Source organism: Mesorhizobium sp. IMUNJ 23232, from assembly GCF_044326205.1.
GTDB lineage: Bacteria > Pseudomonadota > Alphaproteobacteria > Rhizobiales > Rhizobiaceae > Kumtagia.
This window is the reverse complement of record NZ_JBIRCY010000008.1, coordinates 58,892-81,294: the sequence shown is the minus strand read 5'-3', so window position 1 is coordinate 81,294 and position 22,403 is coordinate 58,892. Positions and strand designations below refer to the sequence as shown.

General features: G+C 61.7%; 16 protein-coding genes and 1 pseudogene. 8 read left to right on the top strand and 9 right to left on the bottom strand.

The features are described from left to right. Positions 1-3: 3 nt before the first annotated feature. Both ACH196_RS08020 and ACH196_RS08015 read left to right on the top strand, forming a co-directional pair. Entirely contained in the window at positions 4-2,031 is a 2,028-nt protein-coding gene (locus ACH196_RS08020) for a CocE/NonD family hydrolase (RefSeq protein WP_396646357.1), read from the top strand. A gap of 20 nt (positions 2,032-2,051) precedes the next feature. Then, a pseudogene (locus tag ACH196_RS08015) lies at positions 2,052-3,582 on the top strand (trimethylamine methyltransferase family protein). Positions 3,583-3,601: 19 nt separating this feature from the next. Here the strand turns inward: ACH196_RS08015 and ACH196_RS08010 are convergent. The 9 genes from ACH196_RS08010 to ACH196_RS07970 form a co-directional block, all read right to left on the bottom strand. Then, the gene (locus ACH196_RS08010; protein WP_396646356.1) at positions 3,602-4,273 is read right to left on the bottom strand and encodes a TetR/AcrR family transcriptional regulator; all 672 of its coding nucleotides are present in this window, start codon (positions 4,271-4,273) and stop codon (positions 3,602-3,604) included. A 314-nt stretch (positions 4,274-4,587) separates the two neighbouring features. After that, on the bottom strand, positions 4,588-5,379 hold the full coding sequence (locus ACH196_RS08005; RefSeq protein ID WP_396646355.1) for a pyrroline-5-carboxylate reductase family protein: 792 nt from the start codon (positions 5,377-5,379) through the stop codon (positions 4,588-4,590). Positions 5,380-5,404: 25 nt separating this feature from the next. Next, complete coding sequence (locus ACH196_RS08000) at positions 5,405-7,387, bottom strand: FAD-dependent oxidoreductase (RefSeq protein ID WP_396646354.1); 1,983 nt, start codon at positions 7,385-7,387, stop codon at positions 5,405-5,407. Between the two features lie 124 nt (positions 7,388-7,511). Beyond that, positions 7,512-8,621, bottom strand: a complete 1,110-nt coding sequence (locus ACH196_RS07995; protein WP_396646353.1) for a mandelate racemase/muconate lactonizing enzyme family protein — start codon at positions 8,619-8,621, stop codon at positions 7,512-7,514. A 13-nt stretch (positions 8,622-8,634) separates the two neighbouring features. Then, positions 8,635-9,327 (bottom strand): corrinoid protein, encoded by a 693-nt coding sequence (locus ACH196_RS07990; RefSeq protein WP_396646352.1) that lies wholly within the window; start codon positions 9,325-9,327, stop codon positions 8,635-8,637. A 96-nt stretch (positions 9,328-9,423) separates the two neighbouring features. Further along, a complete protein-coding gene (locus ACH196_RS07985) occupies positions 9,424-11,076 on the bottom strand; it encodes an ABC transporter substrate-binding protein (RefSeq protein ID WP_396646351.1) in 1,653 nt (550 codons plus the stop codon). A gap of 21 nt (positions 11,077-11,097) precedes the next feature. Next, positions 11,098-13,152 carry an FAD-dependent oxidoreductase gene (locus ACH196_RS07980; RefSeq protein ID WP_396646350.1) on the bottom strand — a complete coding sequence of 685 codons (2,055 nt, stop codon included), beginning with the start codon at positions 13,150-13,152 and terminating at the stop codon, positions 11,098-11,100. A gap of 85 nt (positions 13,153-13,237) precedes the next feature. Continuing rightward, positions 13,238-14,794, bottom strand: a complete 1,557-nt coding sequence (locus ACH196_RS07975; protein WP_396646349.1) for a trimethylamine methyltransferase family protein — start codon at positions 14,792-14,794, stop codon at positions 13,238-13,240. 83 nt (positions 14,795-14,877) lie between these two features. Further along, positions 14,878-15,936: a LysR substrate-binding domain-containing protein gene (locus tag ACH196_RS07970; protein WP_396646348.1), complete on the bottom strand. Its 1,059-nt coding sequence runs from the start codon at positions 15,934-15,936 to the stop codon at positions 14,878-14,880. Positions 15,937-16,085: 149 nt separating this feature from the next. Here ACH196_RS07970 and cyoA point away from each other — a divergent pair, with 149 nt between their 5' ends. From cyoA to ACH196_RS07940, 6 genes are all read left to right on the top strand, one after another. Further along, positions 16,086-17,147, top strand: coding sequence for a ubiquinol oxidase subunit II (gene cyoA / locus ACH196_RS07965; protein ID WP_396646347.1), 1,062 nt, complete (start codon positions 16,086-16,088; stop codon positions 17,145-17,147). Between the two features lie 3 nt (positions 17,148-17,150). Then, on the top strand, positions 17,151-19,154 hold the full coding sequence (cyoB, locus tag ACH196_RS07960) for a cytochrome o ubiquinol oxidase subunit I (RefSeq protein ID WP_396646346.1): 2,004 nt from the start codon (positions 17,151-17,153) through the stop codon (positions 19,152-19,154). Continuing rightward, positions 19,151-19,819, top strand: coding sequence for a cytochrome o ubiquinol oxidase subunit III (gene cyoC / locus ACH196_RS07955; RefSeq protein ID WP_396646345.1), 669 nt, complete (start codon positions 19,151-19,153; stop codon positions 19,817-19,819). The genes cyoB and cyoC overlap by 4 nt, the downstream gene beginning before the upstream one ends. After that, positions 19,816-20,223: a cytochrome o ubiquinol oxidase subunit IV gene (gene cyoD / locus ACH196_RS07950; protein ID WP_396646344.1), complete on the top strand. Its 408-nt coding sequence runs from the start codon at positions 19,816-19,818 to the stop codon at positions 20,221-20,223. Before cyoC ends, cyoD begins: the two co-directional genes overlap by 4 nt. Before the next feature lie 396 nt (positions 20,224-20,619). After that, positions 20,620-21,684: an alpha/beta fold hydrolase gene (locus tag ACH196_RS07945; RefSeq protein ID WP_396646459.1), complete on the top strand. Its 1,065-nt coding sequence runs from the start codon at positions 20,620-20,622 to the stop codon at positions 21,682-21,684. Between the two features lie 16 nt (positions 21,685-21,700). Further along, the gene (locus tag ACH196_RS07940; RefSeq protein WP_396646343.1) at positions 21,701-22,213 is read left to right on the top strand and encodes a cytochrome P460 family protein; all 513 of its coding nucleotides are present in this window, start codon (positions 21,701-21,703) and stop codon (positions 22,211-22,213) included. Positions 22,214-22,403: the final 190 nt, after the last annotated feature.

Below are 22,403 nucleotides of genomic sequence, written 5' to 3'. Positions count from 1 at the left end.
ACGATGGACGATATTCGCGTGGTCACCGCGTTCCCCCGGAAGGTGCGCGAGATCGAGAACACGTGGATTCCCATGCCGGACGGCGTAAAACTCGCCGCGCGCATCTGGCTGCCGGAAGATGCGGAGGCCGATCCTGTCCCCGCCATCCTGGAATACCTCCCCTATCGCAAGCGCGACGGAACCGTCGAGCGCGATGCGCTCACGCATCCCTACTTCGCCGGCCACGGCTACGCCGGCGTGCGCGTCGACATGCGCGGTACCGGCGACAGCGAGGGCCTGTGCAAAGGCGAATATCTGAAGCAGGAGCAGGACGACTGCCTCGCCGTCATCGAATGGCTGGCGGAACAGAGTTGGTGTTCCGGCACGGTCGGCATGATCGGCATCAGTTGGGGCGGCTTCAACGGGCTGCAGGTCGCGGCCCGCCGTCCGCCTGCCCTGAAGGCGGTGATCTCGCTCTGCTCCACCGACGACCGCTACAAAGACGACGTGCATTATCTCGGCGGCGCGCAGATGTGCGACAATCTGATCTGGGGCACGACTGCCTGGGCAATCGCCATGACACCTCCCGATCCGCTGATCGTTGGCGACCGCTGGCGCGAAATGTGGGAAAGCCGGCTGAACGGCAACGGCATCTGGATGCAGGACTGGTTCGAACACCAGCGCCGCGACGATTTCTATAAACACGGCTCGATCTGCGAGAACTACGCCGACGTGGAGATACCAGTCTACGCGGTGGGCGGCTGGGCCGACGGCTACCCCAATCCGATCTTCCGCCTGCTCGAGAAGCTGCCCGGCATCCGCAAGGGCCTGATCGGCCCATGGGGCCACAAATACCCGCACTTCGCCATGCCCGGACCGCGCATGGGGTTCCTCAAGGAATGCCTGCGCTGGTGGGACCAGTATCTGAAGGGCATCGACACCGGCATTTCCGACGAGCCGATGCTGCGCGCCTGGATGCAGGAACCCATGCCGCCGGCAGCGATCTACGGTCAGCGGCCGGGCCGCTGGGTCGCCGAACCTTCCTGGCCCGGCCCCGGCGTCGGCGAATTGTCGCTCGGCCTCGCGCCCGGCCGCCTGGCGGCCGATGCCCATAGCGATGACGTCCTGCCGTTCTCCTCGCCAGAGACGACAGGCCTGTCGTCCGGCGCGTGGTGCGGCTACGGCGTGCTGCCGACCCTGCCGGTAGACCAGCGTATGGAAGCGGGGAACGCGCTCGTCTTCGAGACCGAGCCGTTGACGGAAGCCGTCGAGATCCTCGGCTTTCCCGAATTCGAGGTGACGCTGGCATCGGACAAGCCGGTGGCGCTGATTTCGGCAACGATGTCGCTGGTGTTGGAGGACGGCGCTGCCGCGCGCGTAAGCTATGGCATCCTCAACCTCACGCACCGGTACGGGGATCTCGACCTCGAGCCGATGACGCCGGGCAAGACGGAAACCATCAGGATGAAGCTACGCTGCTGTGGCCAGCGTTTCGAGAAAGGTCAGCGCATCCGGCTCGCTGTTGCGACGGCACACTGGCCGATCGTTTTCCCCAGCCCCGAGAAGGCGACGCTGTCGATTCATTGCGCCGGCAGCCGGCTGATCCTGCCGGTTCGCAAGCCGCAGGCCGTAGTTGGCACGCTGGCGGACTTTACAGGGCCCGAGAGCGCCAAGCCCCTAGAGCAGAAAGTCATCAAGCCCGGCGAGCCGTTCCGTCGCGAGGTGACGACGAACCAGATCAACGGCGAAACAACCTATAACCTGGTCAATGACGCCGGCGAGGTGCTGCATCCGCATACGGGCATAACTCTTTCCGCCAAGCAGACAGAGGTCTTCACCGTTCATCCCGACGATCCGAATTCGGCGCGTGGCACCGTCACCTGGAACAAAGTCTATTCGCGCGGCGACTGGAAGGCCCGGGTATCCGTGTCCGCCACCGTGCGGGCGCTGCGGGATGTCTGGCGGATGGAAACGCACATCGTGGCCCACGACGGCGATGACATCGTGGTCGACCGCAACGAGGTGAAAGAGTTTCCGCGCGATCTGAACTGAGGCGCAGCGAGGAGGAAGGCTTGAACGAAGCGTCGGCGGTGCAACGCAGCGGGCGCCGCGGGCGTAGTGGGGCATCGTCCGCGACAATTCGCAAAGTCGACTATCACAATTTGCGTAATCCGTTCACACCGCAACGTGTCTTCTCCGACGACCGGGTCACCGCCATTCACGACACCGCGCTCCGGGTGCTTGAAGACCTCGGCATGCGCATCCTCCTGCCGGAGGCCCGCGCGATCTTTGCTGCCGCCGGCGCGCTGATCGACGAGGAGACGCAGATGGTGCGGATCGGCCGCGATCTGGTGGCCGACGCGCTGGCCGCCGCGCCGCGTTCGATCCACTGCCATGCCGGCGTGCCCGACCGTGACGTGACGCTCGAGCTTGGCGTAATGACCTTCGTTGGCGGTGGCGGCGCGCCGAATGTGACCGACTGCGAACGCGGCCGGCGAGCCGGCACGCTTCAGGATTTCTCCGATTTCGTGCGGCTGGTCCACGGCTTCGATGCGCTCCAGATCCAGGGCGCCTATGTCGAGCCGCAGGACGTCGACATACGGTTCCGGCACTACGCCGTTACCCGGGCGCAGCTCACCCTCTCCGACAAGCTGCCCTTCATCTACGCGCGCGGCACGCCACAGGTTGAAGACGTCTTCGAGATGATCCGGCTCGCGCGACGCCTTCCGCAGCAGCGTCCACTGTTACACCGTCATCAACACCAACTCGCCGCGGCAGCTCGACATACCGATGGCGCAAGGCATCATCGACTTCGCCCGAGCTGGGCAGGTCTCGATCATCACGCCCTTCTGCCTTGCCGGCGCGATGGCGCCGATCACGGTCGCGGGTGCATTGACGCTTCAGCATGCGGAGGCCCTGGCCGGCATCACCCTTGCTCAGTTGGCCCGGCGAGGCGCGCCGGTCGTCTATGGAAGTTTTTCCTCCAACGTCGACATGAAATCCGGCGCGCCCGCTTTCGGCACCCCAGAGCATGTCAAGGCGACTCTCGGCGCTGGCCAGCTCGCGCGTCACCTCGGCCTGCCTTGGCGCTCAGGTGGTGGTAGTGCAGCCAATGTCTCGGACGCACAGGCCGCGCATGAAAGCCAGTTCGCACTGTGGGGCTCGGTGCTCGCCGGCGCCACCGTCTGCATTCACGCCGCCGGCTGGCTGGAAGGCGGCCTCAGCGTCTCCTTCGAGAAGCTCGTGACCGATCTGGAAGCACTGCAGACAATCGCTGAACTCTGCCGTGAGACTCCGGGGGACGACAATGCCATAGGCTTCGACGCCATCGCCGAGGTCCAGCCGGGCGGCCATTTCTTCGCTGCCGCGCATACGATGAGCCGCTACCGCGACGCGTTCTACGAACCACTGGTGGCGGACTGGCAGAACTTCGGCAACTGGACGCAGTCCGGTTCGCGCACGGCAACCGAGCGCGCCACCGACATCTGGAAGAGGCGGCTCGCCGAATTTACGCCACCCACCTCGGCCAATGCGGCGGCTGAAGTGCTGGATACTTTCATTGCTCGACGCACCGCGGAAGGCGGCGCCCCTCCGGTGTCCTGAGTCGTTATGTCTGGCCCGGCTATTCTTTTTCGCGCGATGTCACACGTCGCGTGAACTCGACGAAAGCGTCAAACTCGCGCTGGGTCGGATCCTTCCCTGTATGTGTCTTGACGTAGGCCGGCACCAGAGACAGACGATTGCGCATGGGCTCGACGATCTCCAGCGAGTAGTACCCGATCTGCACGAAGTAGAGGACGCGCGCCCTAACGAAAGCTTCCGTTTCCTCATAGCCATGCCGCAGGAACATTTCGCGGATCGCGTCTACACGCTTGTCGTCGGCCTCGTCGACAATCCTGTGCACCTCCGGCGACTGCCTGGCCCAGGCTCGGATCGCGAAATCGAGCCGCGGATCGAAGAGCGTACCGTCGACCCAGTTTTCGAACACGTTGAGGACGGCTTCAGCGATGGTATCAGCCGGCCGCGACGCGCGTTCGACGATGACACGTGTGTTGCGGTTGCGCCAATAGTCCAGAAGCTGGTCGAGCAGGTCCTGCCGGCTCTTGAAATACCAGTAGAAGCTCGACCGCGAGACCCCAAGGCGCTGTCCGAGCGAGAGAATGCGCACCGCTTCCACACCTTCGGACACCATGGCTTCGAGGGCCAAGTTCAGCCAATCCTCGCGCGTCACCTTGACGTTACCTGCGGCGCCGGCACGGCGGTCTTCGTCCTGGTCGGCGCGGCTGGAGAACATCGAGGGCTTTCAACCAAGGAGGGCGATCCGCACGACGCTGCTACAGCCACGCCGAATGTTCAAGCCATTCCCAGAGATATGGGAACGCGGATGGCGGCCGCGGGTTTCCTGGCTGGGCCGTCCAGCTATGCCATCGTTGGCGACGCGACAGAATTCCGGCTGTCATCGTCAAATGGAATATCGCTCTGTTGTGAAACCGGTGGGCCTTTTGGAAGCATCACCTGGAAATTTGGTTCTCTCTTAAAAATCAGGACATAATCATTACGATTAAAATCGAAAAACTCGAACGAAAATCTTGTAACAATCAAAACCTGTCAGGATAACCCCATACGCAGAGATTGCTCGAATGCCGCCGCGAGACCTTGCGCAACGGACTGGTCAAATCCCGCGGCTCGCATGGCTTTGATAGCTGCCGCGGTCGTGCCGCGATAATCAAGGAATGTGTCGACGACGCTGTCTGGTGGATCGTGGCGATGCTCCACCAACCGACCCGCACCGACGATCAGCGTGTTGACTGCGCGATTGGCCACCTCTGGCGACAGTCCAAAGCCGATCGCGTGCTCCATCATTGCCGCGGCCAGCAATGCAGGAAATGCCGGTCCGGAGCCGGTCAGCCCGGTCAGATAATCGATGTCACGCTCGCTTTGCACTTCGTCTTGAATACCGCAGGCGTCGAAGATCGCCCTGACGGTGGTACGATCCTCGTTACCGACGTCATCCGCCGCCACCCACGGCGTATAGGATTTTCCGACTTCTGCGGCTGCATTGGGAAGCGAGCGCACGGCGCGCCTTGTGTCGTGGCGAACGCAGATGGATGCAAGGCGGATGCCCGCCATGACCGAAATGACCAACTTGCCTCGGGCATTCATGGTGATGAACGGCCAGTCTGCCGGCCGCACGGACAGAATGATGACATCCGACCGGTCGGCGAGTTGTTGGCTGTCGGTCGTCCAGAATGAGCCCGGGAACCTCTCGGGTCGCCGGCTGCGATAGGATAAGCAGATATTCTCGGGCGCGGTCAGCCCGCCACGCAGGATCGAATCCACGATCGCCCCGCCCAGCCATCCGCCGCCGCCAACGACTCCGATCTTCAAGACCTCAGGCATGATGACCTCAACCCGTTTCGCAGTGTCATATCGCGAGCGCGACCTTGCGCCCATCATGGATCGCGAATGCAGCCTGCCGCGATGCGGTGCAGTCGCCGATGGATGTATGGCTGATGCCGCGCCGGCCGAGTTCGCTCGAAACCGTGTCCTCGGCCCGATTGGTATTGGCAAAGACCAGCGCATCAGCCACGATCTCCTGCTCGGTTCCGTCGAGGAGCGAGGTGATCTTTGCCGAGTTTCCGTCCCAATGCACCACGACGCTCTCGGTGACGAAGCGGACCCCGAGGCCGGCGAGCGCGCGCCGTAGCGGCGCGTCGACGGCCATGCGCTGAAGCTCCTTGCCAACCAGTGCGTCAGGAGTGACCAGCGTCACGTCATGACCATCCTCCGCCAGCCTCCAGGCAGTGCCGCAGCCTTTCCAGTTGCCGACGTCATCGAGCAGGATGATGCGCTTGCCCGGCCGCGCTTCCCGCGCCATCACGGCCTCGGCCGACAGCACCGGCCCGCCGCCCGGAATGGTGTCCAGTTGCGGCAGCGCTCGCTGGAATGCGCCTTCGGGAGGCAGTGAGCCGGTCGCGATGATGACGTGGTCGGCACCTTCGCGTTCGACGTCGTCGGCTTCCACATATTGCCCGTAGCGCACCTCCACCTGAAGCTGCGCTAGCTGACGCTGATACCAGTCTATCAGGTCGAGGATCTGGGCTCGGCGCGGCTGCAGGCCGGCCAGCCGAAACTGTCCGCCGAGACGGTCGGAGGCCTCGGCGAGCGTGACCCGATGGCCGCGCTCGGCCGCGACCCGCGCCGCCTCCAGCCCGGCAGGTCCTCCGCCAACAACGAATACGCGCTTCGGCCGCTCGGCCGGCGTGAAGCGGTCGCCGCCCCACTCCCATTCACGTCCGGCAGACGGGTTGATGACGCAGCTAATCCAGTAGTCGCGCGAGCGCCGTCCCCAGCACATCTGGTTGCAGGACAGGCAACCTCTTATGTCTTCCGGTCTTCCCTTTGCGGCCTTGTTGGCCAGATGAGGGTCGGCGATCTGACCTCGCACGATGGAAACAAGGTCACTTCGGCCCTCACTGAGAACGCCCTCGGCGTTTTCCGGCGTCCGGATATGGCTTTCCGCGGTGACGAGCGCGTGGCGGACCGTGGACTTGATCACCGAAGCGAGGTCGGCGCCGAGCTTCTCGGGATAGAGAAAGGTCGGCATGATCTTGTAGAAGTCAAAATAGCTACCCGAACCACAGGTGACGTAGTCCATCAGCGTGTCGCGATCATGGAGGTCGATGATCTCGGCCAGTGCTTCGCGTTGCAGCGCGACTTTCACCTCAGGCTCGTCATTGATGGCAAGGCCGATGATAAAGTCGTCGCCGCATTCGCGCCGGATACGGGTCATAACCTCACGGCTCATCCGGGTACGGTTCTCCAGGCTGCCGCCCCAGCGATCGTCGCGCCGGTTCGACCACGGCGTCCAGAACTGGTCGAGCATGGAATGGTAGGCGGCCCAGACCTCGACGCCGTCGAAGCCGGCCTCCTGGCACCGCCGCGCCGCCTGCACGAAGCCGTTAATGGTCTCCTCGATGTCGGCCTCCGTCATCCGATGCGAGCCGTCCGAATCGTGGTAGCTGGGCAGGCCCGACGGCGACCAGCCGGCATGAAACGAGTTGTCCGCATTGGCATGCTGCCCGACATGATAAAGCTGCTGGATGGCCACCGCGCCGTTGCTTTTGATCGCCTCGGTTACCTTGCGAAAACTTGGGACGACGCTGTCGTCGGACGGCCGGAAATTGCCCCGGGTCAGAACGGCGGCCTGATGGACCGGCATCGGCTCGACGACCACCATTCCTGCGCCACCGATGGCGCGCTCCGCATAGTAGGCCACATGACGCTCGGTCGGGACACCCTCGACCGCCATATTGGCCGTATGCGCGCCGAAGACGATACGGTTGCGAAGCGTCTTTCCGCGCAATACGACCGGCGAGAACAATCGCTTGAAATGCCGTTCGGACACGTGCCGTCTCCCTTAAAGGCGCCCTGAAGCCATCACAGCGGCGGCAGGCGCATTCTGGTACTCGCAGCGGAGCCATCCTCGAAATCGCTCACCTCGAACGTGGCGATCCGAAACCGAGGGTTCTTCATCCGCCAAATATGGCGATCGGTTCCCCGAAGACACCTCGGTCGGGGACGATACCAAGTCCGGGACGGTTCGGGACGGAGATAAACCCATCTCGGATCACGACCGGATTCTGGCTGTCAAAATTTCCCGAAATATATTCCTGGGCGATCCACGCGCCTTCAAACCGACGCGGCTCCACCGTCGAGGCGAGATGAACACACGCGGCTGCAATGATGTCGCCACCCCATGCATCATCGCAACTGTGCGGGAGGGAGCGAATTGTGCATATGTCGCGAGCGGTGATCATCTTGCTCAACCCACCCAGGCGCGTGACTTTGAAGCCAAAGCCATCGGCTATTCCCGATGACACCGCACGCAATACAGCGTTCAGGTCTTCTGTGTTCTCATCGAGATAGACTGGACGAGTCATCCTGCCCTTGAGCGAAGCAATCTCCTCCAGCGTGTTGCACGGCTGCTCGAACACGAATGGAATTGATGCGCACATTCGGTCCACGGTAATCGCGTTGGCGACCGTCAGTCCGCGATTTCCGTCGACGACGAGCTTTGCCAAAAAACCCACGGCCTCCCAGACCTTGTGGATCGTTTCGATGTCCTGCTCAATGGATCGTCCACCGATCTTGATCTGCAGGCGAGGATAACCTTCCCTAGCTTTTTCCAAGGCAATCCTGGCCGTTTCTCCGGGTTCGCCGACGATGGTCGAGTAATAGGAGGGCACCTTGTCAGTCAACGCACCGCCCAGGAGAGTGGACACCGGCACGCCGAGTTCCTTGCCAAGTAGATCATGGACCGCGATTTCGATTGCCGCCTTCGCATAACCATGGCCCGACAGCGCTCCATCCATCCGCCGATAGATTTCCCGCACCGATCCTACCTCGGAGCCGATGAGAGCAGGCGCCAATTCCTGCAAGGCCGCTCTCGCGCCAAGAGTGTGGTGAGGCTGGTAGACAGGTCCGATCGGACAGGTTTCACCCCAACCAGATAGGCCGTTGCCGGCGTCGATCTCCACGATCGTCGAGTCGAGATGTTCGACACTCGCGCTTGCCATACGATAGGCCCCACCCCGGACGGGCAGGATTTTGCTGTAGACTCGTATCTCCTTGATGCGCATGCCCAACCCGCGCTCACGCCCGGATATTGTGCTTGCGCTTCATGAAGTCCTTGGCAGTCTCGACGGCGACCGCGGCGTCGCGGCAATAGGCGTCGGCGCCGACCGCCTTGCCGAATTCCTCGTTGAGCGGCGCGCCGCCCACCAGCACGACATAGTCGTCCCGGATGCCCTTTTCCTTCAGCGTGTCGATGACGACCTTCATATAGGGCATGGTCGTCGTCAGCAGGGCGGACATGCCCAGAATGTCGGGCTGATGCTCCTCGATGGCAGCAAGATATTTCTCGACAGCGTTGTTGATGCCGAGGTCGATGACGTCGAAGCCGGCGCCTTCCATCATCATGCCGACGAGGTTCTTGCCGATGTCGTGGATGTCGCCCTTGACCGTGCCGATGACCAGCTTGCCCTGCTTGGGCGCGCCGGTGGCGGCAAGCAGCGGGCGTAGGATCGCCATGCCGGCCTTCATGGCATTGGCCGACAACAGCACCTCGGGAACGAACAGGATGCCGTCGCGAAAATCCTCGCCGACGATGCGCATGCCCTCGACCAGCGCCTCGGTCAGCACCTTGTAGGGCGCCCATCCGCGCTCCAGCAGGATGTTGGTGCCTTCCTCGATCTCTTCCTTCAACCCGTCATACAGATCGTCATGCATCTGCTGAACGAGTTCGTCGTCGGAAAGCTCGGACAGGATGATCTCGTCGTCGGACATCTGGCAGAATCCTTGGGCTTGTATTCCCTGACGTCACTCAGTAGGCCGGCACCCGCTCACGCAAGTGCCGGATCAATACTTGGCGGCGGCTGCCGCCTAGGACTGCTCGAGCCATACCTTCTGAAGGTCCATCTGGAACGTCTGGTGGACGCCGTAGCCCTTCACCTTGGTTGCCGTATGGCTGTAGAGCTTTTGCCAGAACGGCTGGATGATGATGCCTGAATCCTGCAGTATGGTCTCAATGTCCTTCATCACTTCGCGGCGCTTTTCGGGTGCGCTGATGGAGAGCGCTTCCTTCAGTTTGGCGTCGAACTCCGGGTTGGAGTAAGCCGTCTCGTTCCAGGCTTCGCCCGTGCGATAGCCAAGTGCGAGGATCTGGACGCCCAACGGCCGCATATACCAGATGGTCATCGAGTACGGGTATTTCGTCCAGTCGTTCCAGAACGTCGAACCGGGCAGCACCGTCCGTTTCACCTTGATACCGGCGTCACGAAGCTGTGCGGCGATCGCGTCGCCGGTGTTCTTTTGCCAATCGTCCTCGACAGTGATCAGTTCGTGTTCGAAGTCGGCCTGGCCGGCGTCCTCCATGAGCTTTTTGGCGCCAGCGGCATCGCGCGTCTTCTTGGGAAGCGGGAAATACTCCGGGTGGATGGGACTGACGTGGTGGTTTTCCCCCACCGTGCCGCGGCCGCTGTAGCCAAGCTGCAAGACGACTTCATTGTCGACCGCCATCTGGAGTGCGTTGCGCACACGTTGATCGTCGTACGGCTTATGCGTCACGTTTGTGCGCGCCACCAGAGTGGTCGCGGTCGCCACCTCGGATTTGACCAGATCCAGCTTATCCAGGATGTCGATGAAATCTGCGGGCGTCTCGAAGTTGACGTCGATCTCCGCGGATTCGAAGGCATTGACCGTCGCGGAGAAGTCAGTCCCGTAGTCGATGAATTCGACCGAATCGAGCAGCGCCTCGCCGCCCCACCATTTGCCATTCTCGCGCCGCTTGACAACCGCCTTGGATCCGACGTCGTAGGAAACCAGCTCAAAGGCACCTGTCCCAATCGGCTTGGCGATCGGGTCGCTGCCATCTGCATCAAAATTGCGATGTACGATAAGCGCTGGATAGTCGGTAAAGTTCGGGATGATTGAAATGTCCGGCGCGGCAAGCACCAGTTTCACTGTGTGGTCGTCGACCTTCGTAATCGCGCCTTCCCTGGCCTTCCCGGTTGCCTCGTCGATCAATCCGCCAACGCGCGCGGCCATTGAGTTGCCGGTGGCTCCTTTGTCCGCCCACCGGGTCAAATTGAAGATCACATCATCCGCCGTGAACGCGTCGCCATTGTTCCAGCTCACACCTTGGCGGACATGCAGCACGTATTCGGTGGCGTCATCATTGACTTCCCAGCTTTCGAGAAGGATGGGCTCAAAGGTGAATTCACGCGTATAGCTGACCAACGGTTCCAGCCAGGTGCGCGCAATGTTGCCCAATTCCACCCAGTCGTAGGTCCGTGGGTCCTTCTGACCCTTCACCGCCATCGCAACCCGGAGCGTGCCACCCTTGGTGCCTTCCTGTGCAACCGCGGGTGTGGGGGCGGCAAGACCTATCATGCTGTAGGCGAACGTCGTGGATGCACCGAAGGCGCTGGCCATCGCCAGAAATTCGCGGCGATCCATTCGCCCGTGCCGAACCTCCACACTCATCTTCTCGATCGCGGCCGGTACCCTGTCGCCATTGCTTCTGAAAAAACGCATGCGAGTCTCCCCTTGTGTTGTTTAAAGATTCATTGTGAAGCGAAGTCCGTCATAGATGGCTGCGTGGATGTTGCGTCCGGCCACGGCATCGCCAATGCGGAACAAGGTGAACGCTCCGCCGGGCTGCCGCTCGGGAAATGGATTTGCCCCGTGAACCAATGCCTCATAGTCGACCGCGCCCAGGTTCCTGGAAAGCGGCTTCAGCGCATGATAAATCTCGTCGAGAGGAACGGTACCGTGTTCGACGACCACCTGGTCGACACGCCGCTCATCATGCCAGCCTTTGACGAAATCAGACCCCAAAGTCGCGACCAGTTCGTTGCCGTCGCGACGAACAGACTTGACGCGCGTGTTGATCGTGATCCGGGTGCCTTTCTCATGGAATGTCTTCATGTACGGAACATGATTCATCCCACCCATTTCGGGCGCGAAGAAGCGTTCGGGTGATACGAGCTCCAGTTCCGCACCCGATCTTGCGATCACCTCGGCGGCGCTCATGCCCTGGTGCCCGCCATTGTCGTCGTAGAACAGCACGTGCTCGCCCGGCTTCACAGCACCGGACAGGATATCCCAGCTTGACGTTACCAGCTCGTCGCCGGCATCGAGCGGTGGGTTCTGCGGCATTCCGCCGGTGGCAATGATGACGACGTCCGGACCGAGGGCCGTCACATCATCTTGCTCTGCCCAAACATCATACCGGATTTCAACACCCAGCCTTTTGAGTTCCGACACACGCCAGTCGACGATGCCGATCAATTCCTTGCGACGCGGATTGCGAACGGCGAGTTGCACCTGCCCGCCGGCCTGGCCCGTCGCCTCCAGCACGACGACCGAATGGCCCCGCTCCGCAGCGACGCGCGCAGCTTCCAGGCCCGCAGGCCCCGCTCCGATTACGGCGACCTTCTTCACCGGTCCATGCGTCCGCGAAATGACATGCGGCATCATATCTTCGCGACCGGTGGCCGCATTGTGGATACAGAGCGCCTCGCCGCCTTCATAGATGCGATCCAAGCAGTAGGTGGCGCCGACGCAGGGTCGGATAAGATGCTCTTCGCCGCGCATCACCTTGGCGACGATATGCGGATCTGCAATGTGCGGGCGGGTCATGCCGACCATGTCGAGCTTACCGCTCGCGATCGCGTGCCGCGCGGTAGCAACATCCGAGATCCGGGCCGCATGAAAAACCGGGAACTTCGTAGCCTCCCGAATTTCGCCGGCAAAATCGAGATGCGGTGCGGAAGGCATGCCCGTGATCGGAATGACGCCGGTCAGCGCCGCATCCGTATCAATCATGCCGCGGATGATGTTGAGGAAGTCGAACTTGCCCGACGAGGCAAGTCTGCGCGCGATCTCGATCCCCTCCGCCCGCGAAAGACCCTTCTCGACATCTTCGTCGGCGACCATTCGGATGCCGACGATGAAGTCCGGCCCCACCGCCGCACGCACGGCGTCGATGACGCGGAAAGTGAAGCGTAGCCGGTTGTCCAGCGAGCCGTTGAACTCATCATCGCGGCGATTTGTCAACGGAGACCAGAAACCGTCCATCAGATGGCCGTAGGACTCGAATTCTATGCCATCGAGGCCCGCCGCCTGGCAGCGCTGCGCCGCCGACGCGTAGTCGGCCACGATGCGGTCGATGTCCCAGTCTTCCATCGTCTTGGGGAAAGCACGATGCGCGGGTTCGCGCACCGGCGAAGGCGCCAGCACCGGAAGCCAGTCGGCCTTGTTCCATCCCGTTCGGCGTCCAAGATGGGTGATCTGGATCATCACCTTGCAGTCATGCTCGTGGCAGGAATCCGCGAGTTCGCTGAGCCACGGCACGATCTCGTCGCGATAGACATGCAGATTGCCAAAGGCGGCCGGACTGTCGCGCGACACGATCGCCGAGCCTGCGGTCATGGTAAGCGCCATACCGCCCTTGGCTTTTTCGGCATGGTAGAGCCGGTATCGCGCCTTCGGCATGCCGTCTTCCGAATAGGCCGGCTCATGGCTCGTCGACATGACCCGGTTCTTGAGAGTCAGGTGCTTCAACTGGTACGGCCGCAGCAGCGGATCGTTGGCAAGCGGCCCGTTCATCCGTCCGTCCCGCCGAAGCCGTGTCGATGCCTGGTTCGGGCCTTTTTGAGGGGCATGCGTACGGTCGTCACCATGTCAATCGTTTTCAGTTCACCGTGTCGGAAAGGTTTGCTTCCCGCTGCGCGATGAAATCGCGCAGTCCCTCGGCGATGCCCTCGTCGAGCCTGGGCTCCTCATAGTCCTTCAGCATGTTGCGCGCCTTGTCGCGGCCGCGTGTGTCGTGATCCTTGGCGCCCTCCGCGTTCCATTGCTCGAAGGAATTGAAATCCATCAGGCTGGGCATGAAAAATGCGGATTCGAAATGCTTGAGTGTGTGTTCGGTGCCGAGGAAGTGGCCCTGTGGCCCGACCTCGCGGATCGCCGCCATGGCTTCCTTGAAGTCGTCGAACGACAGGCCGCCAGCATATTTGTACCAGCCGACAAGCTGCTCGCAATCGGTCGCGAATTTGGAATAGCCGCAGGTCAGCCCGGCCTCGAGCCAGCCGGCCGAGTGCCAGATGTAGTTGGCCCCTGCGAGGATGGCGGCATGCATCAGCATATTCGACTCATAGCCGGCCTGGGCATCGTTCAGCTTCGAGCCGACATGGAAACCCGATGTTCGCCAGGGCAGCCGGTATTTCCGGGCGAGCGCGCCCATGAGATACATCATCTGCGCCGCTTCGGGCGTTCCGCCCATCGGAGCGCCGGTTTTCATGTCGACCGTGACCATGAACTGTCCGTAGAGTTGCGGCGATCCCGGGCGCAGCAGTTGGGTGAAGGCGACGCCGGCGAGGGCCTCGGCGTTTACCTGCGCCACCGCCCCCACCGCCGAGGCGGCCGTCGAGGCGCCGCAAAGCGCGAAGGGCGCCAGGATCAGCGGTTGATTGTAGCGCGCATAGACCTTCATCGCGTCCAGCATGGTCGCATCCCACACAAGCGGCGAGTTGCAGTTGGTGATGGAGACGAGAACCGGATTGTCCTTCACATAATCGTCGCCGAAGACGATGCCGGCCATGGCCATCGTGTCTTCCGCCCGATCCTTGGAGGTGACGATGCCCATGAAGGGCTTGTCGGAATGTTTAAGCGCCGAATGGATGATGTGCAGGTGGCGCTTTGGAACCGCGATCTCCATCGGTTCGCAGATGATGGAACTGGAGGAATGCAGTGCGGGTGCCATGTAAGCGAGCTTGTGAAAGTTGTTCAGATCCTCGAGCGTGCCGTAGCGGCGGTTGTTGTCGAGGTCGCGGACGTAGGGCGCGCCGTACATCGGGATAAAAATCGAGTTCTTGCCTCCGACCCGCACCGACCGCTCGGGGTTGCGTGCGTTCAGTGTGAACTCGGCGGGAACCTTGGAAACCAGGTCCATAAGCAGGTGACGGTCAAGGCGGACGCGGGTGCCGGTGACATCTGCGCCGGCGGCCTTCCACAATGCGATCGCTTCGTCGTCGCGAAACTCGCAGCCGATTTCCTCAAGTATCTTGAGCGACTCTTCGTGGATCAGTTCGATCGCCTCATCGGGAACGATCTGATAGACGGGGATATTGCGAACCAGCGTCGGAAAAGAGGTGACGGGCGCGCTGCGCAGCGCCTTGCGCCCGATACGTCCGCCACCGCGGCGGTGCGCTGCTGGCAGTTCGGCCTGGATGGTTTCCGTAGCGCTCATGATGCAAACTCCCTTCCGATAAGGAGAGCGCCTCGCGGGCGTTTCTTCAAGCGAATAAGCAACCGGCTTCGATTGAGTTGAACTCAATCGTTAAGAGCCAGGAGCCAGTTCCTGAGAATGCTGGCGGGTGTGCTCAACGGCCGGCGTGCGCTCCATGTAACGAAGTACGAATGTGGCGCTGCGATTTCCGCATCGGTAAGCTGCACGAGGTCGCCGGCCTCTATGAGTGGCGTGACCAGGCTTGCCCAACCCAGCACCGCGCCATGGCCGCTGCGCGCAGCCTGCAAGGCAATCACGTGACTGTTGAAACGCCGCACATTGAGGCGCCGGTCCGGACCGCCGACTTCGCGCATGAAATCGGCCCACGTCGTCCAATCCCAGTCTATTCCTTCAACGGACAGCAACTGGAGCCTTGATAGGTCTTCGATTGTCTTGACCGGATGCTCGCGCGCAAAATCAGGGCTGGCCACTGGAAAAATACGATCGTCATAGAGTTTCGCCGACATCTCGTCCGGCCAGTCTCCATTGCCGTAGCGCAGCCGCAGGTCGATGTCGGGGCGGTCGAGACCGCGCGGCTGATCGGAAATGACATGGTCGACGACAATGTCCTGGTGACTGCTCCAGAACGCGCTCATGCGAGGCATCAGCCAGAGGTGCGCCATCGCCATCGTGCATCCGATCGTCACGCTGGACTGGCCGCCAGCCGATTTTATCTGCAGGAACGTCGATGCGATACGCTCGAACCCCTCGCGCAGCGCCGCTGCCATGGTCTCGCCGGCACGGGTCAATTCAAGCGCGCGGTGACGGCGGAGGAAAAGCGGACTCCCCAGTTCCTCCTCCAATATCCGCACCTGCTTGGAGATTGCGCCTGGCGTGACGTTCAACTCCTCGGCAGCCTTGGTCAGGCTCAGATGCCGTGCTGCGGCCTCGAAGGCGGCAAGCGCAACAAGCGAGGGAAGACTGTAAAATCGACGGACCATGGCTCTTAAGTAAATGCGCTCCACATCTTTCGCGCAACATCCCGGCAACGATTTTGGGCATGCGTTGGGCGGCCGGGGTGCCGAGAACGAAACGCGGCGCCAGCGGACGGGATCCGACTTTCGTGCAGCCACCACTGTCGGAAAGGATTTGCGGCCCTGCACTGTCGATGAGCTTGCATGCTGTATCCAGTTCCATCAGTATCGCTACGAAGGTCGTCAAACGCCACCGTCCTTGCAAAAACGCCCGCCTATACCGGCAATCTCGGTGTCTTCAACCAGGGTAGTATCCCGCAGATCCGGAACAGCAGATCATGTTCTGTATGCCGACCTACTTTGCCTTTATGTCGAGCCTTCTCCCGCGCGACCATTGGAATGAAATCCAGCGACCGCGTCATCGCCTGCAAATTGCCAAGGCATCGGCGATAAAACCCGGGTTATCGGCGCGACTGGCCGCAATCGCACTGACCGCGTCGATGCTAAGCGGCTGCGAGGGCGGCATTCTCGATCCGCAGGGTCCGGTCGGGGACGGCAACAGACAGATTCTGCTCAATTCGCTGGCTGTCATGCTGGTGATCGTTGTGCCGACGATCGTCGCGTCGCTGGGCTTCGCCTGGTGGTTCCGCGCCTCCAATCCCAAGGCCAGGTATGATCCAGGCTTCACCTATTCGGGACGGATCGAGCTGATCGTGTGGGCCATCCCGACACTCACGATCCTCTTCCTGGGCGGGCTTATCTATTACGGTTCGCATGATTTGGACCCGCGCAAACCGCTCGGTCCGCCCGAGCAGACGCTGGAGGTCCAGGCCATCGCGCTCGACTGGAAATGGCTGTTCATCTATCCGGATCAGCAGGTTGCCGGCGTAAACGAACTCGTCATGCCGGCGGGAACGCCGGTACGCTTCCGCCTGACCTCGTCGAGCGTGATGAACGTGTTCTTCGTTCCGCAGCTTGGTACGATGATCTACGCCATGAATGGCATGGAGAGCGAACTCAACCTTCAGGCCGACAATCCGGGCGATCTCTACGGCCAGGCCGCGCACTACAGCGGCGATGGCTTTTCCGACATGAACTTCCGGGTTCGCGTTCTGACCCCGGAAGAATTCGAACAATGGGCGGCGCATCTGCGCGGCGGCAACGGCGTCCTTAATGCCGAGACCTATCGCGAGCTTGCGCGGCAGAGCCACGACATCGCGCCATTCACCTATGCGCATGTCCAACCCGGCTTGTTCGACGCCGTGGTGGCTCAAAAATTGCCGCCCGGACCTGGGCCGGACAGTGGGCGTGGCGGAAAGCCCGAAGTCCATCCCGAACCGATAGACGCCAGCATGTGCGTCACGCCGGTCTCGATTGCAGACAATAGCAGCGGAGGCTGAACCATGCTGGGCAAGCTGGATTGGTCCGCCATCCCTTTCGACGAACCGATCCCCCTCATCGCGGCGCTGATCGTCTTCCTCGCTGTCATGGGCGTGCTCGCATGGATCACCGTGAAGGGGTGGTGGCCCTATCTCTGGCGCGAATGGATCACCTCGGTCGACCACAAGCGCATCGGCGTCATGTACATCGTGCTCGCCATGCTGATGCTGCTGCGCGGTTTCATCGACGCTATCATGATGCGCACCCATCAGGCTGCCACGATCTATGGAGCGGGGTATCTGCCACCGGATCATTATGACCAGATATTCTCGGCGCACGGCACGATCATGATCTTCTTCGCGGCCATGCCGTTCATGATCGGGTTGATGAACTTCGTTGTGCCGCTGCAACTCGGCGTAAGAGACGTGGCCTTCCCCACGCTCAATTCCGTCGGCTTCTGGCTGACAGCCACGGGTGCGCTGCTGGTGAACCTCTCCCTCGTGATCGGCGAGTTCGCGCGAACGGGGTGGCTGCCCTATGCGCCCCTGTCCGGAACGGAATACTCGCCCGGGGTGGGCGTAGACTACTATCTCTGGGCTATCCAGATTTCCGGGGTCGGTACGCTGATGACCGGGGTCAACCTCGTAACGACCATCCTCAAGATGCGGGCGCCCGGGATGGGCTATCTGCGGATGCCGATCTTTTGTTGGACGGCGCTCGCTTCCAACATGCTGATTGTCGCCGCCTTCCCGATCCTGACCGCGACTCTGGCGATGCTCACGCTCGATCGCTATCTCGGCTTCCACTTCTTCACGAACGAAGCCGGTGGCAATCCGATGATGTTCGTGAACCTGATCTGGGCATGGGGCCACCCCGAGGTATACATCCTCGTGCTGCCTGCCTTCGGGCTATTCTCCGAGATATTCTCGACCTTCTCGTCCAAGCCGATATTCGGCTACCGGTCGATGGTCGCGGCGACGCTGTTCATCTGCGTGGTTTCCTTCATGGTCTGGCTCCACCACTTCTTCACGATGGGCGCGGGCGCGGACGTCAATGCCGCCTTCGGCATCGCCACCTCGGTCATCGCGGTCGGCACCGGCGTGAAGATCTACAACTGGCTCTTCACCATGTATGGTGGCAGGCTCCGCTTCGACACGCCGATGCTGTGGGCGCTGGGCTTCATAACGACGTTCACCGTCGGCGGCATGACCGGCGTGCTGCTTGCTGTCCCTGCGGCGGACTTCGTTCTGCACAACTCGATGTTCCTGGTGGCACATTTCCACAACGTCATCATCGGCGGTGTCGTTTTCGGCGCTTTCGCGGGCCTGACCTTCTGGTTCCCCAAGGCATTCGGATTCCGCTTGCATGAAGGCTGGGGCAAGGCTGCGTTCTGGTTCACGCTCGCCGGCTTCATACTCGTCTTCGTGCCGCTTTACATCGCTGGCCTCCAGGGCATGACCCGCCGTCTGCAGCATGTCCCCGTGGATGCCTGGGCGCCCTCGCTCATGGTTGCGGTCGCAGGCATCGGCGTGATGATCATCGGCGCCGCGTGCCAGGTCATGCAGCTTTTCGTATCGATCCGGCGCCGCGACGAGTTGCGCGACGTGACAGGCGATCCCTGGGACGGCCGATCGCTCGAATGGTCGACCCCCTCCCCGCCGCCGGCTTTCAATTTTCCGCATCTGCCGAACGTGGAAGATGAGGAGCCGTACTGGAGCCTCAAGCAGCGGGCGATCGAGGGTCAGTCGCTCGACGAGCCGTCCACCTATGAACCGATCGAGATGCCGAGGAACAGCCCGACCGGGTTCGTGACTGCCTTCTTCGCCACGTTCATCGGCTTCGCGCTCATCTGGCATATCTGGTGGCTGGCAATCCTCTGCGCCGTCGGCGCTTATGCCACCTTCGTGGTCTTTGCCTGGCGCGACGAGGCCGAATACGAGATCCCTGCGGAAGAGGTGGAACGGGTGGACAGAATCCGCCTGGAGGCCCGGAGGGCGTGGTTCGGACGCCGGGAGCAGGTCGTATGAGCGCGGTGGCTGGAACCCTGCCGCGGTCCGCAGCCAGCGGCGGACATGCTGGCGGACACGCGTACGGACATGACGCCACGGGCCACGGCGGAGGTGGCCCGGCGTCGCGATTCGTGACCTCGGCCTACGGATTCTGGATCTTCCTCCTGTCCGACATCATCATGTTCTCGGCCTTCTTCGCGGCCTATGCCGTGCTGTCTGGCGCGGCGGACGGTGGTCCCACTGGACGCGAACTGTTCGATCTTCAGCGGGTCGCGACCCAGACTGCCCTGCTGCTCACTTCCAGTTTTACTTGCGGTCTCGGCAGCCTGGCCAGCCACCGCCGCGACGTGGTCTGGACGCAGATCTGGCTGCTGGTCACCGGTGTGCTCGGCGTGGCTTTCCTGGTGCTCGAAATCCAGGAATTCACCGCCATGATCGGAGAAGGCGCCGGACCCGGGCGCAGCGCTTTCCTCTCCTCGTTCTTTGCGCTGGTTGGCTGCCACGGTCTGCACGTATCGCTTGGACTGCTGTGGCTTGGCACGATGATGGCGCAGTTGTGGTTCAAGGGCTTCAGGCCCGATCTCCTGCGGCGGCTGCACTGCTTCAACCTGTTCTGGCACGCGCTGGACATTGTGTGGATCGCGATATTCAGCCTCGTCTATCTGCTGGGAGCGAGCATATGACAGACCATGATGCCCGCCCCCACATAACATCCGATTTGGACGATGCCGCGCCCGGCGAAGAAGGTATCAATGAAAGAGAGCCGGCCGGCGGCCTGCAAGGTTATTTGATCGGCTATGGGCTGGCGATCATGCTCACCGCAGCGTCATTCGCTGCCGCGCAAAGCGACCTGATCTATGGACCGGCGATCATCTCGGCGCTGGTCGTCCTGGCCATTGCGCAGATGGGCGTGCACCTCGTCTTCTTCCTGCACCTCACCACCGGTCCAGACAACACCAATAACGTGCTGGCGCTCGCCTTTGGCGTCTTCATCGTCGTGCTGGTGGTGCTCGGTTCGATCTGGATCATGACGCATCTCAACCACAACATGATGCCGATGCACGACCTTCATCTGCCGAGGCGCTAGCACCTCAGAATTGACCTAGCCGATGAGGTGCTACCCGGCTCCACCGCTTTGATCCGAACTGAGCGTGGCAAGCAGGACTTCAGCAGACTTCAGATCAGGTCTAGCCCTATTGGGTTCGCCTCGATCAGCCAGAAAGGCGGCGCGATCTATGGCGGTGCGGAGTTCCCACGCTCGAGCGCCCTGCCCCGGCTCATGTCGATTGACCGCCTCAGACAGGCTTCTGGCCTGCTGCCGGTCTCGTGGACACCGAGATAAGGCGTTTGACAGAACTGGAGAGTGGGGATGCGAAAGATCAGGCGCGAGTTCAAGCTTAAGGCGGCGAGGCTTGTGAACAATCGTGGCGTTGCGGTAGCGCAGGCTGCACATAATGAAATGTTTCCAGAAAGGTGTGCTCCGATGAAGGCAATATTGGCTCCCGACGAAATCGACCACCCGCGCCGGCGACTGTTGGGCATCGCTGCGGCGACCTTCGCAGCAGCGCAGCTAGGCTCGATAACCCATGCTGGCGCACAGGGCAGCGGGACGCAGACAGCAACAACTGCTCCCAGTGCGAGCTCACGAACGTCATTTGCCTCGCTGAAGCAGGTCGATGCCGGTCTTCTCAACATCGGATACGCCGAAGAAGGTCCGGCGGATAGGCCGCCGGTGATCCTTCTGCATGGCTGGCCATATGACATCCATAGCTATCTCGATGTCGCGGCAATGCTGGCGGCGGAGGGCTATCGCGTGATCGTGCCCCATCTGCGGGGCTACGGCAGCACACGGTTCCTGTCGGATACGACGCTGAGAAACGGCCAGCAGGCTGCGCTGGCAGCCGACGTGATAGCCTTGATGGATGCCCTGGAAATCCCCCGGGCGATCGTTGCGGGGTACGATTGGGGTGCGCGGACTGCCAACATCGTCGCCGCTCTCTGGCCCGACCGTTGCAAGGCAATGGTGTCCGTGAGCGGCTACCTGATCGGCAGCCGTCAGGCCAACGAATCGCCGCTGCCACCGCAAGCCGAGCTGCAATGGTGGTATCAGTTCTACTTCGCGACGGAACGCGGTCGTGCCGGCTACGCAAAGTTCACGCATGATTTTGCGAGGCTGATCTGGAAACTTGCGTCGCCGCAGTGGAATTTCGACGATGCCACCTTCGCGCGCAGCGCGGCTTCCTTCGACAATCCGGATCACGTCGACATCGTCATCCACAACTACCGTTGGCGGCTCGGTCTGGCTGATGGCGAGCCTCAGTATGACGCGTTCGAGGATCGGCTGGCCAAGGGTCCTGTCATCAGTGTGCCTACCATCACCCTGGAGGGCGACGCGAATGGCGCTCCTCATCCCGACCCCATCGTCTACGCGAAGAAGTTCTCGGGCAAGTATGAACACCGGCTCATCACCGGCGGCATCGGGCATGACCTGCCGCAGGAGGCGCCGCAAGCCTTTGCCCAGGCCGTCATCGATGTCGACCAGTTCTGACCGCGGAGGGGCTAGCATGAGACGCAATGTTGCAGTGGCCACCGTGATCGCCTTGTCGGTCGCTCTCGCGACCACCTGCGTGGTGATCGACAGCGTTCGGGCTCAGGACGCCACGGCGTCTCCGATCTATGGCGTCGCGGTCCCCAATGGATACCGCAGTTGGGAACTCGTGGCGCCGGCATTGGAAGATGATCCTCTTGACGAACTTCGTGCGGTCGTCGGGAATACCCTGGCGACAAAGGCCTATCGGACCGACACCCTGCCGTTTCCGGACGGCACGGTGCTCGTCAAGCTGGCCTGGAAGCGCACTCAATCGCCGGAGTTCGAATCCGCCACCATCCCGGGTTCGGCCACCACCGTCCAGGTCATGGTCAAGGATTCGCAAAAATATGCCGCTACCGGCGGTTGGGGCTTCGGCAGGTTCATAGACGGCAAGCCGGTCGACGAGGCGCAGCACGAGACCTGCTTCGCCTGCCACGAAGCGCGCGTGCAGGACCATGACTACGTCTTTACCCGATATGCCCCGTAACATCGGGCCGATCGGGTAGCCCCCATTGGCGGGCAGGCATTGGACGACGCGATTCAGCGTGGAACTTAATGACAACGTGACGAACCGCCTATGCTGCATCGGCAAGGAGTATTCGCCTTCCGTCTCGATTTCCAGGCTTGTCAGATGCTGGGAAATATGCGGTAAATCGCATGAGAAAAGCTTTTCCCAA

Excerpts from the sequence above, each read along its gene's own strand:
- cyoB (WP_396646346.1), top strand. The coding sequence starts at position 17,151 with ATGCTGGGCAAGCTGGATTGGTCCGCCATCCCTTTCGACGAACCGATC.
- ACH196_RS08005 (WP_396646355.1), bottom strand. The coding sequence starts at position 5,379 with ATGCCTGAGGTCTTGAAGATCGGAGTCGTTGGCGGCGGCGGATGGCTG.
- ACH196_RS07945 (WP_396646459.1), top strand. The coding sequence starts at position 20,620 with ATGAAGGCAATATTGGCTCCCGACGAAATCGACCACCCGCGCCGGCGA.
- ACH196_RS07975 (WP_396646349.1), bottom strand. The coding sequence starts at position 14,794 with ATGAGCGCTACGGAAACCATCCAGGCCGAACTGCCAGCAGCGCACCGC.
- cyoD (WP_396646344.1), top strand. The coding sequence starts at position 19,816 with ATGACAGACCATGATGCCCGCCCCCACATAACATCCGATTTGGACGAT.
- ACH196_RS07985 (WP_396646351.1), bottom strand. The coding sequence starts at position 11,076 with ATGCGTTTTTTCAGAAGCAATGGCGACAGGGTACCGGCCGCGATCGAG.
- ACH196_RS08010 (WP_396646356.1), bottom strand. The coding sequence starts at position 4,273 with ATGTTCTCCAGCCGCGCCGACCAGGACGAAGACCGCCGTGCCGGCGCC.
- ACH196_RS07980 (WP_396646350.1), bottom strand. The coding sequence starts at position 13,152 with ATGAACGGGCCGCTTGCCAACGATCCGCTGCTGCGGCCGTACCAGTTG.
- ACH196_RS07995 (WP_396646353.1), bottom strand. The coding sequence starts at position 8,621 with ATGCGCATCAAGGAGATACGAGTCTACAGCAAAATCCTGCCCGTCCGG.
- ACH196_RS08020 (WP_396646357.1), top strand. The coding sequence starts at position 4 with ATGGACGATATTCGCGTGGTCACCGCGTTCCCCCGGAAGGTGCGCGAG.
- ACH196_RS07940 (WP_396646343.1), top strand. The coding sequence starts at position 21,701 with ATGAGACGCAATGTTGCAGTGGCCACCGTGATCGCCTTGTCGGTCGCT.
- ACH196_RS07990 (WP_396646352.1), bottom strand. The coding sequence starts at position 9,327 with ATGTCCGACGACGAGATCATCCTGTCCGAGCTTTCCGACGACGAACTC.
- cyoC (WP_396646345.1), top strand. The coding sequence starts at position 19,151 with ATGAGCGCGGTGGCTGGAACCCTGCCGCGGTCCGCAGCCAGCGGCGGA.
- cyoA (WP_396646347.1), top strand. The coding sequence starts at position 16,086 with ATGTTCTGTATGCCGACCTACTTTGCCTTTATGTCGAGCCTTCTCCCG.